Genomic DNA, 12,713 nt, shown 5'->3' on the forward strand with positions numbered 1-12,713 from the left:
TTTGAAACTTGAGAGCGGTCCAGTTACTTGCAGCCTAGGAAGCCGGTGAAGTGCATCGAGGATTTTCCTTTTCGCTTCAAGCAGGCCATAGTCGAACACCTCGACCTTCAAGCTCCTTGACCGTTTTCTTCGACGCTGTGTTTGGAACGCCAATGATTAGAAGGTCCTCCGCGCGAGTTACTGCAACGTAGCCAATGCGGCCTTCTTCGGTGTGCATGCCGGCAAGGAGTTTGTTGAGTTCTACGGTCCGAGCAACGAACAGAACCGCAGCGATGCCTTCGCCCTTAGCTTGATGAACGGTGTCCACTCGTATGACTGCTTCATCGACCTGCGCAAGGTCCGTCTTCCACAATGGCTCGTCGCCAAGCTTCGCAACAGTCAGATTGTTCGTCCACGTGGGCGACCTTTTATAGCTGGTTTGGGCTTCTATCTCTTCAAGCAGCGACGCTAGGCGCTTCTTCAATTGAGGATGCCATTTGTTCCTGCCGGGCAATTGCGTATCGGGCAAACCGTCCGCACAGCTACGCACGAAGCCCCAGAGCAACCGGCGAAGAATTTTCACATCGCCTGCCGCCGACGCGTCAAGGATGTCACGATATAAAGTGTTCTCAGGCGTGGCCAAGAGCTTCAGCAGCCCAGCAGTCGCGTGTTCAAACGAAGTCGCTATATCTCCAGCGCGGTCTCGAGCTAGAGCAGACAGCGCAAAGCTTTCCGTAGCGCCTTGGCCGACGGCGTCTCCGCCTCCTTTCAGCTTATCAACGGTCGATGTGCTCCGGCACAAGACTGCGGCCTCGGCGGACGTGTACTTGTTGGCTTCAAGAATCGCCTTGAAAGCAGTCACGAGAGCATCGATGTTGTTTTCGTCGTAATGGAGGTAAAAGGCGCCATGGGTACGCTCACAAGCTGCGCGATATGGTGTAGATTTGGTGACGGCAAATGCATTGGACGCAGCGACAATGGTACGGACCGAGCGTCTGTTCTCCGACAAAGGAAGGCACGCAACACCTGCCGTCTGCGCGTAGTCGCGAAGGAAACTTCCATCGGCTCCAGCGAAATCGTAGATGCCTTGGTTTGGGTCCCCAACGAGGCTCAGTATTGAACCTGCGTTCGAAAGGAGCGATATAAGCAGGCCGTGCAGCGGGCCTATATCCTGCGCTTCATCAACGAGCAGGTGCGGGAAGCGTTTGGCCAACGCCTGTAGAATTCGCTGCTCCTTGGCGAGCGTCAGCAGCGACCAGTAACGTGCAAGCTCGTAGGTGTAGGCTCCCATTTTCCCTACCTTCTTGATTGCAGCTTTCGCCTCTCCGCTGTCAACCAGGATAGCGGCTCTTCCAGGCGGCTGTACGGCAAATTCGAATTGCCTTGAAGGCAAGAACCTGATACGTAGCTCGCTGATGTCGTGGGGATAGACGCCGTCTGAAATTCTCGCGCCTCGAAGAAACGGCTCGTTGCCTGTGACAAGAAACGGCGCTCGCGACGCTTCCATCACTCGCGCACCGTGAGGCCGCAGGATGTAGCTAGCAACGAACGCGTCAGCGGTTTCAATCAGAACTCGGTTCGCGAACGCAGGAAGACCCGCGCTCAGGTCGCGGTATCGTCCTCGGAACGTTTCCACTGCGATGTTCGAGTATGAAAAGAGGGCGATATGTCCGCGGTTGTCCTGTAGCCTTGTTCGAATTTCCAGGAGGCGACGTACCGCAGTCGCCGTCTTGCCACTGCCGGGGCATGCGATGACGCAATGGGGCGACAGGTCCGCATTGATGATGTCGGACTGCTCTTTCGTTGGTTGGAATTCCATTTCATTCCACCATGACGAACTCGAGCGCTTCAACGATATACCGTGGCAAGGCAATGTCGCAGCCATCTGAGATTACGGCTTGGGCAAGCGACTGAGCAAAGGCGCCTTTCTGGACGTTCGTCTTTCCTTCGCCTCGTTCGAACATTCCCTTAAACAAAACCTTTGCTCGCTCCTTTGCATCAGCTGCAAGAACTGCGGCGTCCAGTTCCTTCGAGATGATGGGATGGAGTTCTGCAAGGGCCTTGAGCATCGTGGCGCGGTTGGTTACGTCAAGCGCGATGTCGTACTCCAGCGTCTTTTGCGCGAAGAACGGCTTCACGAATTCGTCTTCCAGTGCCGCAATACCTTTGGCCGCGGCCGACTTCTCGACAACGTCCTCTGGCTGCGGGTAGCAATTCGTCGGGTCGCTATCCGTCAACACGACCACTGGAATTTCCAGTTTGCCTTTGCCAAAGAGCGGTAGAAACGCATCAAAATTCAGGCCTTCCGTGCTGATAACGCTCACGGCGTGCTTTTTCAAATTGACTTTATGCTTGGTCGCGAATGCTTCGAACATGAACAGCTCAGCCGCTCCCTCGACGAATACAATTCGACGAGCAAAGAAAATTTCTGCGCGAGTGACGTTCAGATAGCGCTGCAGCTTTTCCTTCTTGGTTTTGTCGAATGTAACTTCCCGGGGAAAGAAGGCTGCGGGCCCGTTGGGGGTGTGGTAGACACAGCCGATAGCGTCGATGTCGGCCAAGCTTGCAAAGTTTGGTGAATGGCTCGTGACGAAGACCTGCACCGGTTTTTCGCCAGCTGCGGGCGTCTGCACAGAACTCAGATAGTCCAGAAGTACTGCCTGCAACTGTGGATGAAGGTGCGCCTCCGGCTCCTCTACAATCAAAGCGCAGTACGCGGCCTCCTTGCTCAGGGAGAGCTCGGAGAGTACAACCGCCATGTAGATTAGGTTATTGAATCCCAAGCCGTTCTGCTCGACATCGAAACTCTCGACCGCGAGCGAAAGTCTCGCAGCCACACGCTGAAAATCACCGGGACTTAGGCTCAAAGCGAGTTTTTGCCGGAGCACTTCGCCGAGCATCTCGCCGTGCCGCTTTGTTATTGCGCTTGCGGTGTTAGCAATCGGTTTGGTCTTCTGCAACTCTCCATCAAGCGCATCGAGCGCGTCGACGACCTCCTTCTGCGTCGCTGGGTCGGAGAGTCGACGCACCAACCTCGCAAGCTGACTCGTGCGGCTCGGCCGCAGGCCTTGGGCGGGGTCACGCAGCGGCTGCAAATAGACGGCGCGAAGGTCTTCAAGCATTTCTGTGGTAACCAAGTTTTCTTCGTGACTGCCACACCAACGCTTCATACGCAGCCGCCCTCCCATGTCCGCAGTCGAGCAGCGGACACTGAGATGAGCTTCATACTCAGGGTCCGCCGCACCTTTGACCGGTCGCAAGGCAGTGAGAAAGTCAGCTTCATCGTCAGGGGTGAGCCCGCGGAAGACATACTCAAACGATGCTTCATCTGCACGAGCCCCGGTCTTGTCAACATGCAGGTCGTCCACGGTCAGCCTTAGAGCCCCGTCTTCGCCTGTGGACAGCAACACGCGGAGGGCATCAATGATGGCTGTTTTGCCTGCATTGTTCGGCCCCACAAGAACATTCAAACCTTCCTTAAATCTCACCTCGAGATGTTCGAGACGCCTGAACCCTTTAATAATGATTTTGAACAGGTACAAGTTGAAACTCCGTTGGAGCAAATATAGTTGCAATGATAGCGAAGCCTGTCACTTAGCATGAGCAACGCATTGGCGGGCATGCCACCGTTGACACGATAATGAGACCTCGCTACGTAAATGACCTAGACGTCCGTTACCAACCGGCGTATCGTCCTTTTGTCTCCAAGGCCCATGTACGCAGCATCTCTTTCGGTACGCCTCGGCCGCCGGTCATCGACTCAAGTTTGGCATCGAACGCTTTTTTTCGGGTCCACGGAATGGTTTCGACCCATCGCTCGAGAAGAGTCTGAAATTCATCGTCGCTGCAAGCGTCGTATATGTAATCAACAGTCTTGATTCGCTTTACGAGCTTCTCATAAGCCAACTTTAGAAGGCTAGCGCTTGCGTGCGCATCCGCGTGCGCAACGGACAGGGTTCGAAACATGGCATTGCGTGAACTGGAGTCGACCGTAGTGCACATAACCAGAATGTGCTGCAGGTTCTGGTAGTTAGTGCGGGCGGTCCCCCGGCATAACCGCGTGAAGAGCGTATTCCGAGGCTCCTGCGCTGTTTGAGCGCTGCACGGCTTTTCCATCGGGCTGAGCAATCTGAACGACTCCCGAAAAGAGAGTCCCGGCAGCGGTTCCCAATCTGCTAACAGTTCCTTGATATCTCTAAGGCTCTTGTTGCCCTTGGCTTTATTTGCGCGAACGCTCATCACAATCAGGTTGCCATCGGCGTACGCCCCATCATTGTTTACGCGATCGACCGACCAGTCGGTATCCTCGCCGGTGCTGTGGGTCAGCTCAACAAGGGTCACCGGACAAGTCGGATAGTCGATGAACTCGATAAACCCCGGAGTAATGGCCTCATCGACGACCTTTTCCCGTCGCAGGGCGTTCTGCCGCAACTGCAGCCATTTGCGCTCGAAGCGCGTCGGCCGCTTTGTCTTGGTCCCGAATCGAGCCTTTCCTTCCGCGTGCCCTTCCAGGACATGTGCAGGAGCGTCGTCCCGTGGTTTCCATCCGTAAGATGCGAGGTCCCAGCCGAGCGTGCGGCCAATCTGTGCGCCATAATCCTTCGCCATCTTGCTCTCAAGTCGTTATTGCCCGCCTGCGGTGACGGCAACTGAGGCGAATACTTGAGGTAGACGGATGTGAGCACAGACTTATTTCTTGCTGCCAGTGGGCGCCGCATTGCCTCGGTCACCCCCAGATTTGGCACCGGTCGTACTTGGCCAGTTGCCGCCATCGAAGCCAGTCGGCGGCCGGCCACGCCCGGGACTTCCAGCTTTGGAAGCACCACCCGCGGCGTGGCTGCCCGCCGAATGCCCACCTTTACCACCGCTGCTCTTGGTCATATCCGCCTCCGTCATCGTTGGCCATGGTCGGCGAAGCCGCCGACCACACTACCGCGAAGGTCATTCCTTTTCAACAGTCAAAGTACCGGGGTGTCTGGCAAAGCGAGTTCTCACCAGCGTTAGATGCTCGCGCGTCGGAGGAAGAGCCGTAGCGCGCCATCAACGCCGCGAGGGACGTCCTTGAATACAAGTCGAAGCAGCAGGCTGCGGCCAGGACCTTCCTTCCCGGCCACACGGAGGATTTCAGGTCGACTGATGGCTTGCCGACGGGCGGGAGCGAGGAGCCCAAAGGCGGATAGCCGCCCTGTCTTTTTTCGCTCCGTCGTATAAATCCTTCGTCTACACGGAGGATGGACTCGCTATCTGCCAACGATACCGCTGGGTACCTGCCCGGCTCAGCCCAGGCGCTACGCCAGCGGCAAGTACTGCACCTTTTGTTAGCGGACGCCACGAACGACGTCGAGGTCGTCTCGCGTGAACTTAGTCTCCGGGACGAAATGCGCGAACGCCTGAGACGTGCTCTCGACCGGATGGTCTGCGCGCAGAGCGTCTTGGAATCAGTGGGGACGGATGCATCGGCGACGACAACCGATGCGCCGGAGGCGGAGCTGCGGATGCGCGAAACGGTGGAATTGCTGGCATGGCAGTGGCCAGAGGACTACCCCGATGGGGCGGTCGAGTGGCAATTAGTGAAGCAACGGCGAAAAAGCCTCTAGAAAGTGCAAATTTAGGTGAGGCCTAGCCCGGTGGACTCGCTCACTTCTCGGGCAGTCTGTTACCAAAATGGACGGCCCCGTCGGCGGGTAACTTGGAGTGAAAAAACCGCATCGTCCATCGGGTGTTCTAGAAGCCGTTCCCCGTTACTTGATAAGGCTTTCCGGGAGGGGATACCCCTCCCCAGAACGCTTTCTACCCCCACTTGCGAAACCTTTCTATTTGAGCCTCACAACACCGCCCAACCGGGCGGATTGGCGAACCACCGTCACCGACTTCGCGAAATTCCGCATTTTCTCCACGTCCTGATTCAGACGAAAAGCTTTGGTGCCACTCCTGGCTCACATGCCTTGAAATCAACGCGAACGAAAACTCCCCTCCACAAACGCCCGTGTCTGCGTCAGATCCGTGCGCGCATACGCGGCCGTCGTCTGCACCGACGCATGACCGAGCAGCGTCTGCGCAACCGGCAACGGCACCGCGTGATCGACCACCAGGGCCCGCGCATATCCATGCCGTAACCAGTGCGTCGACGCGGCGCGCAGCAGCGTCAGCGTCGCCAGGTCGCCCGGCGGCACCCTTGCTTCAGCGGCCAGCAGGACGGCCTTGACCTCGTCGTAGAGGCCGCTGTGACCGAGCGCGTCACGCTTCTCGCTGTGGATCAGGGCAACCCGTTCAAATGGCGACGGGCATGCCGGCAGGGCTCGCGCGAGACGGTAGGCACGCAGCGCCGGCACACAGACCGACGGCAGTGGAATCGACCGGCGCTTGCTGCCTTTGCCCAGCACGTGCAGGGTCCACTGATCCTGTGCGTCCACCTCGAGCCGGGGCAGGCCGTCCGTTTCCGACCACACCAGTTCGGCCAGCCGCACGCCGGCGAAGCGGTACAGCGACCAGATCGCGCGGCGACGCGCCCAGACCAGCGCCGGCATCGTGTCCGGTGCGACGCCGCTGACGACCGCGTCGCACAGCGCCAGTACGCTGGCCGGCATGATCCGGGACGGGGTCCAGCTGTCGCGGCCGGCCGCCCCCCCGGACAGTTCGGCGGCGGGATTGGCAATCACATAACCGGTGCGCAGCCAGTAGCGGAACAGGCTCGACACGACAGCGAGCGCCCGCGCACGGGTCGTGGCCTGCAGACCGGCTGGCCGGTTCCGCGTCGTGTCTGTGGTTCGCGTGGTGCGCCGGGTCCGTTCGAGCGCCGTCCGGTACGTGAGCAGGTTCTCGCGGGTCAGGTCGGATAGGGATCCTAATTGATGACGGTCGCACCACAGGATCAGGCGTCGCAGTTCTGCGAGGTAGGCGCGCAGCGTATGCGGTGAACGGCTCGCCCGGTCGCGCAGGAACAGGGCGACGGCCTGCGCGTCGTCCGTTACGCCCAGCGTATTGGTGACCGGCGACGGATTGGCGAAGCGGCCCGCGCGCGCCAGCCACGCGCAGCCGGTGGGATCGGGCGCGAGCGCCGCCAGCCAGAGCGCAGGACTCGACGAAGGACCTGGCGTGGCCGACGCGGCGATGGCGGTGAGGCCCGCGTCTGCGGCGCCCGCAGCGAACAGGGTGGCCGTGGCTGGGCCGTCTGGCGCGAACCGGAAGCGCCGGTGCTGCTTCAGCAGACGCAGCAGCACGGCGTCGGGCGCCGGTGCAACCTCGGCGGCTGCGACCCTGAGCCGCCCGCGCTCCCAGTACTCGAGGGCCGTGTCGTGATCGAGCAGCAGGGCGAACACGAAGGGATGTTCGCGTTTCGCGTCAGCCAGTGACGGACACCCGCGTTTGAGTAACGGGAGCGTCCAGCGCGTATAGACCGGGTGGCCAAGGGCGTCGGCGACATAGGCGAGCGCCGCGTCAACGGTCTCAGGCAGACGCTGCGGGGGCGCGCTGGCCGTATCGATCCAGCCGGCGAAACCGGGTGGGTGGTTCATTTCGGGCGCCGCCGCCTGCTGGCCGCCGGCGGCGGCGACGCGATGCCCGGCGTCCGGTGATGCGAGGGTCTGGCAGTGCGAGCGCGGCCGTCGATGGCGGCCAGCAGCGCACGCTGCTCGGCGACAAGCGTGATGAGCGCCGCGCCTTCCGCAGCAGCGCGCAGACGCGCGTCGCGTTCCGCCGCGAGGTCGCCCAGCAGGCGATCGCGGAGCGCTTCAAGCGCCGCCGCCCGCTCCTGCGCGTCGGCAATCTGTCGCGTCAGCTGTTCGCGCTCGGTCTGCAGCGCGTGGCGCTGGTGCCCGGTTTCCTGCAGAAGCTGTCTGGACAGCCCTTCATAGCGGGTGTGTACTGCGGCGAATTCCCTTGCATGTGCCTCCTTCATATTAGTGAGAGCGAGCTGGGCCGCCTCCAGTTGTCCTTGCCGCTCGGCGGCGGCCGTCCGGAACCCGTCGGTCCGCTCGGTCAGGCTGCGGCAGTCGGCCCGCAACGTAGCCAGTTCGGTGTCGCGCATGTCGAGTTGCGAGCGCAGCGCCGCAAGTTCCACCCGCAGCATTTCTGTACGGAGGTCGGCTTCATGACTGGCGGCCGCGGCCGCCTCGGCCTGTTGGGCAGCGTCGGCACGCAGGCGCATGACGTCGTCCAGCTGGACCGCGACAGCTGCGTGCCATAACGCGCGCATATGGGTCGCTATTTCATCGGGCAACTCCGGGATCGCCACATCGGCGAGACCCGCGCGGACCACTTCGGCCTCGATGTCGTTGAGTGCGCGCGACAGGGTGGTGGGGTCGCCGGCGCCCAGGCGAGCGCGCAGTTTGCGCACCGACACGACCTTGCGGAAGCGCGCGCCGGAGGGCGGTTCGGGGTCGCCCGCCTCGGCGAGCATCGCGAGGACGGTGGCGCGGATTTCATCGCGGGTAATGGCAGCGGGACGCGGCATGGCGGTCTCCGGCGCCGGGCCAAGGTGCTGCAGGGCAGGCGGAGGCGACGAGGACAGGTTATTCCAGTCTAGATGACGCACAGCCCTTACGCCAGAAAACCGCTTTTCTGCCGAAGCCGGAAGGCATGGCGGCGATAACTTGAGTTATCACCGGAAAACGGCGCAAGGTGCCAGCAGGACTTTTCATGTGCGGCTCTGGCGTGACAGGTGCTGCCCAGCGGGCACCAGAACGCTGAGGAAAGTCGCAACCTCTTATGGCGGGCGGTCGTTGGGTTTCAACCTCGTGGTTTGCTGCGACGCGCTGCCCGCGCGGGTGTCCGCGCGAGTCGCCCGCATAACTGCCTGAGCCAGCGCCGGACCCAGACGCGGTCGGTCGGGCTGAGCGACGCCAGCATCTCCACGATGTCGCCGGCCACCTGCCTAGACCTGCTGGACGGGGACATGAAGAGGCTGTTCACTTCAACCCCGTAGAGCGAGGACAGGGCAACGAGTCGCGCGGGCGATGGCCAGGACTTGCCCGTTTCAATCCGGCTGATGGTCTGTTTGTCGAGATCGAGAAGTTCCGCGACTTCTTCCTGCGTCCTGCCAGCTTCAAGACGCGCATTGGCCAGCGCCTGTCCAACCTGAACCGTAAATTCTTCTTCTGCGCGCGAAGCCACCGGGTGAACACCTTTGGTTGTTGATCGACGTGGAATCGTCGCTGTGTTCGTCTAATCTGGTAACATCATGAAACGCCTACAATGTAGGCAAAATATGCCTATATCGAATTGGTGTGTCGAACCGCGGCCAGTGTGCGCGCGCCGACGCCGCGTAACGATGCCGTGGCCAGCCCATGTATGGCAGCGCTGGCAGCCCGCGCATGCACGGTCGACGCGCTACACGTCGTGGCCGGACGGCATGCCATTTCATGTGTTCCAACGCATCGCATGTCGCGCTGGTTTTGCAGTCCCGTTGTTGAAAGAGTGATCGTATGTTTTTGATTTCTGAGCAGAACCTTCTGCCGGCATGGCCCGGAGTGACGCTGTCGGCCGTTGCCGAGATGGCGGGTTGTGGGGACGTGCTCATCCTGCAATTTGCCGCCAGCAAACGCGACCTGCCCCGGGTTGCCATGGTGGAATTCGCCTCGGGTGCCGCGAAGACGCTGCTACAACTGACGGCAGACGGCCAGACCGTGCGGGGCGCGGCAGTGCTGAGCGCGAAACCGCACAAGGACTCGGCACAATGGAGTCTTGAGCCGCTGAGCGAAATTCACATCGGCGCAACGGCAGCCTATGACGAGGACCATCCGCTGGTGGCGTTTGCGCGATTCACGACAGCAGCGGGCGAGGAATTCTCGATGCCTGTCGGTATCGCCGAGAAACACTCGCTCGGAAAGCGCATCTACCCGTCCACGCCGGCGCGTTCGTCAAAGGCGGGCCGCCGGAAACCGACGGTTGATGTCGCAGGTATGAGCTGACGGCATGCGTATCCAGATCGCCTCGGACCTGCATCTGGAGATCGTGCACCAGAGTTTTCCGGGTCACAACCCCGTCAGGCTGACGAATGCGGACGTGCTGGTGCTCGCGGGCGACATTGCGAGAGGGGCCGATGCGGTTGAGCCGTTTGCGCGCTGGCCGGTGCCCGTCATCTACGTGCATGGCAACCATGAAGCGTATGGCACGGAGTACGACACGCTGGCCAACTCCATCCGTATGCGCGCGGCCGGTACTGCGATTCATTACCTTGAGCGCGACACGTTTGTCATGGGTGATGTGCGGTTTCTCGGTTGTTGCCTCTGGACAGACTATGCGCTCAGTGGCGTGCGCGACCGGAGCATGGCGCTGGCCGGGCGGATGCTGCATGACCATCGTGTTATCCGCACTAGCGAGGGCGGACGGTTTCGGCCAGAGCACGCGCTGGCGGAGCACGAAAAGACAGTGAAGTGGCTGCGGACCGAGCTGGCAAAGCCCTTCGACGGGCGCACGGTCGTCGTGACCCATCACGGCGTTGCTCCGCCGTCGGTGCATCCGCGCTATGCGAACGACCCGGTCAACGCTGCCTTCGTGAGTGACCTGCGACCTGTGCTCGAGCTGGCCGACGTGTGGATTCACGGTCACGTGCATGACTCGTTCGATTATCGCGTTGGCCAGTCGCGGGTGATTGCCAACCCGCGCGGCTATGCGACGAACCGTCTGATGGCGGGTGCGCCGACCGACCTGGAATGGGAAAACCCGGCGTTTGATCCGGCGCTGATGATCGAGTTGTGAGCAGCTGTGCCGTGGCGCGCCGAGGCGGCGCAAACGTTCTGGCGATGCGCATGGGGCTGCCGCGAGGAGATCGCCTGCAAAAAAATGGTTGACCCCCAGGACTACGGACTCGAGGGAGCATCCCGACATGGAGGTGCGCCTGACCAGGGCGAACCGGCGAAAAAGACGGCGACAGTCATTGCCGCCTGACGGGAGCAGCGCACAGTTACGGGCGCGCCTGAAGGCCTTTGCGCTCGCCACGCGTAAAAACAGGAACAGCGATGACTACAGCCCTGCACGGTCTTCAGGTTCAGCGAGAAGACACGATCCTGAAAATACTGGCCGAGGGCGAGTGGATTGGGGCAGACACCGTTCCCGCGGACGTAGCCGGATGGGAGCAACGCGGCTGGATCTTTGGCGTGGAAGCTGAAGGTCAGCGGTACTTTGCCCGATACCAGTTCGATGATCGTGATCAGCCGCTGCCGGTCATCAGGGAAATTCTGGCAGAGCTCGGACCCGCCACGGACCCGTGGACAATTGCCGCCTGGTTTCACTTCCCCAACGGCTGGATTGTGGAGGAGGGTTGTACCGCCCCGATCGCGCCCAAGGATGCGCTTGATCACCACGTTACGGTCGTTGATGCCGCACGCCGGTTCCGCGGAACATTCGTAGCATAACCATGGACGAATTTCCCGACCCGACAGGACCTTTCCGACCGGGAACGGTCCGGCTCGGGCATTCCCGATCAAGGGTGCGCTTACGCGCAAGACCGGTTCGACTTTCTCAACGGGCATCGCTGATGCCAGGATGCAGGTGTCAGCTCGATCTGATGGGCACATGTCCGAACGCGCGACCGCCGCGTGGCAGAAAAAGGCTTAGGTCATTGACGACGCGGATTGCGTCCAGTATCTGAAGCGACTGCCCGTGACACGTGGCGCGTCGGCTAAACGCTCGCAAAAGGAACAGCGATTGATGAGCAGCAGGGACCACATCCGGTATCAGGCGAAAGAGGGCGGTCAGCCCGGCTGGGATCTTTACGCCGAGATTTTTGAGCCAGAGGACGTCGTGTATCTGGAACTTGACGGTGTAGCCGCTGAAGTCACGATGCTCGGGAACCTGGAGCGCGGACCGGGCACGGTGCTGTTGCGCCTGCCGGTCGCCACCGCGAAGCAGCTCGGTCTCGTGCCTCCGGGCTGGAAAAAGTCGGGCTGGGAAAGGGAGTAGGTCATGCGCGAATACCGTGACAGGATGGTGCAGGAGATCGCCGCCTGCACATGCGACCGCTGCAGCCAGCGCATGTCGCCCGATGATGACCAGGGGGAGTGGTATGAAAAAGTGTCGCTCGACTGGCGCGGCGGCTTTGGCTCGGTTTTTGGCGACGGTGCCCATCTGAGCATTGACCTTTGTCAGCAGTGTCTCCGCGATACGCTCGGGTCATGGCTGCGCGTTGATCCGCCGTCCGCAACGGACAACGTGATTGAAGCCCTGAAGGGCGTCGTTTCCCGACCCGACGTGCGGGTAACTGTGGACCAGATGAATCCACTGCTGTTCGGCGAGCAAGACGAGTCCCGTGGCACGTTACTCCTTGCGACACGTCTCGCGAAAATAGTCGCGCAGGCGATAGCCGTCTTCCGGGAGCAGGATAAGGCGATCCGGTGGCTGGTCATGCCGCACAAGCAGTTTGCCGGCCGAACTGCGCTCGAAATGGCGAAGACCGAGGATGACGCACGGCTGGTTGAGGAAGCGCTGGTGCGGATTGACGAAGGGTACGGATAGCAAAAGGCCGGACTTTGGGGGCGCGACTAAGAACCTGTTGCCCGATTGCGCATCCGCACATCGCCTGAAGCCGACGATCATCCGATGCGATAACTTGTATGTTGTCGCTGGGCATCCCCTTGAGCAAGCCTTTTCGCCGCGCAGTTCCGGACGCAACCGGAAAAACGGTCTTTAGCCCCGACATCCGGCTGACCGGTGCGCTCGGGTTGCGCTCACTGAGCTATCAAGCCACGAAGCGGCCCGTGGCATCGTGCGAGCCTGCGAATGGCTGAAGGTTCCGT

The 12,713-nt window shown here is 60.9% G+C and carries 12 protein-coding genes; 6 read left to right on the forward strand and 6 right to left on the reverse strand.

What is annotated here, in order from left to right; genetic code table 11:
* Nucleotides 1-76: 76 nt before the first annotated feature.
* From B0G69_RS18435 to B0G69_RS18445, 3 genes are all read right to left on the reverse strand, one after another.
* Nucleotides 77-1,798 carry an ATP-dependent helicase gene (locus B0G69_RS18435; protein WP_158608947.1) on the reverse strand — a complete coding sequence of 574 codons (1,722 nt, stop codon included), beginning with the start codon at nucleotides 1,796-1,798 and terminating at the stop codon, nucleotides 77-79.
* A gap of 1 nt (nucleotide 1,799) precedes the next feature.
* Nucleotides 1,800-3,521, reverse strand: a complete 1,722-nt coding sequence (locus tag B0G69_RS18440) for an AAA family ATPase (RefSeq protein ID WP_121319872.1) — start codon at nucleotides 3,519-3,521, stop codon at nucleotides 1,800-1,802.
* Between the two features lie 133 nt (nucleotides 3,522-3,654).
* Nucleotides 3,655-4,587 carry a hypothetical protein gene (locus B0G69_RS18445; protein WP_121319874.1) on the reverse strand — a complete coding sequence of 311 codons (933 nt, stop codon included), beginning with the start codon at nucleotides 4,585-4,587 and terminating at the stop codon, nucleotides 3,655-3,657.
* A 623-nt stretch (nucleotides 4,588-5,210) separates the two neighbouring features.
* Between B0G69_RS18445 and B0G69_RS18455 the strand changes: the two genes are divergently transcribed.
* A complete protein-coding gene (locus B0G69_RS18455) occupies nucleotides 5,211-5,576 on the forward strand; it encodes a hypothetical protein (protein WP_121319878.1) in 366 nt (121 codons plus the stop codon).
* A 354-nt stretch (nucleotides 5,577-5,930) separates the two neighbouring features.
* Here the strand turns inward: B0G69_RS18455 and B0G69_RS18460 are convergent, their stop codons facing one another.
* The 3 genes from B0G69_RS18460 to B0G69_RS18470 form a co-directional block, all read right to left on the reverse strand.
* Nucleotides 5,931-7,493, reverse strand: a complete 1,563-nt coding sequence (locus B0G69_RS18460) for a tyrosine-type recombinase/integrase (RefSeq protein ID WP_121319880.1) — start codon at nucleotides 7,491-7,493, stop codon at nucleotides 5,931-5,933.
* Nucleotides 7,490-8,431 (reverse strand): DNA-binding protein, encoded by a 942-nt coding sequence (locus B0G69_RS18465; RefSeq protein WP_121319882.1) that lies wholly within the window; start codon nucleotides 8,429-8,431, stop codon nucleotides 7,490-7,492. The genes B0G69_RS18460 and B0G69_RS18465 overlap by 4 nt, the downstream gene beginning before the upstream one ends.
* Nucleotides 8,432-8,706: 275 nt before the next feature.
* The gene (locus tag B0G69_RS18470) at nucleotides 8,707-9,090 is read right to left on the reverse strand and encodes a helix-turn-helix transcriptional regulator (RefSeq protein ID WP_158608948.1); all 384 of its coding nucleotides are present in this window, start codon (nucleotides 9,088-9,090) and stop codon (nucleotides 8,707-8,709) included.
* A gap of 311 nt (nucleotides 9,091-9,401) precedes the next feature.
* Here B0G69_RS18470 and B0G69_RS18475 point away from each other — a divergent pair, with 311 nt between their 5' ends.
* From B0G69_RS18475 to B0G69_RS18495, 5 genes are all read left to right on the forward strand, one after another.
* Nucleotides 9,402-9,887, forward strand: a complete 486-nt coding sequence (locus B0G69_RS18475; protein ID WP_121319886.1) for a hypothetical protein — start codon at nucleotides 9,402-9,404, stop codon at nucleotides 9,885-9,887.
* A gap of 4 nt (nucleotides 9,888-9,891) precedes the next feature.
* The gene (locus tag B0G69_RS18480) at nucleotides 9,892-10,677 is read left to right on the forward strand and encodes a metallophosphoesterase (protein ID WP_121319888.1); all 786 of its coding nucleotides are present in this window, start codon (nucleotides 9,892-9,894) and stop codon (nucleotides 10,675-10,677) included.
* Between the two features lie 260 nt (nucleotides 10,678-10,937).
* The gene (locus B0G69_RS18485; RefSeq protein WP_121319890.1) at nucleotides 10,938-11,333 is read left to right on the forward strand and encodes a hypothetical protein; all 396 of its coding nucleotides are present in this window, start codon (nucleotides 10,938-10,940) and stop codon (nucleotides 11,331-11,333) included.
* 295 nt (nucleotides 11,334-11,628) lie between these two features.
* On the forward strand, nucleotides 11,629-11,880 hold the full coding sequence (locus B0G69_RS18490; protein WP_121319892.1) for a hypothetical protein: 252 nt from the start codon (nucleotides 11,629-11,631) through the stop codon (nucleotides 11,878-11,880).
* A 3-nt stretch (nucleotides 11,881-11,883) separates the two neighbouring features.
* Nucleotides 11,884-12,432 (forward strand): MbcA/ParS/Xre antitoxin family protein, encoded by a 549-nt coding sequence (locus tag B0G69_RS18495; RefSeq protein WP_121319894.1) that lies wholly within the window; start codon nucleotides 11,884-11,886, stop codon nucleotides 12,430-12,432.
* Nucleotides 12,433-12,713: the final 281 nt, after the last annotated feature.

Origin of the sequence: Paraburkholderia sp. RAU2J (assembly GCF_003634845.1) — a bacterium.
GTDB classification, from domain to species: Bacteria; Pseudomonadota; Gammaproteobacteria; order Burkholderiales; family Burkholderiaceae; genus Paraburkholderia; species Paraburkholderia fynbosensis.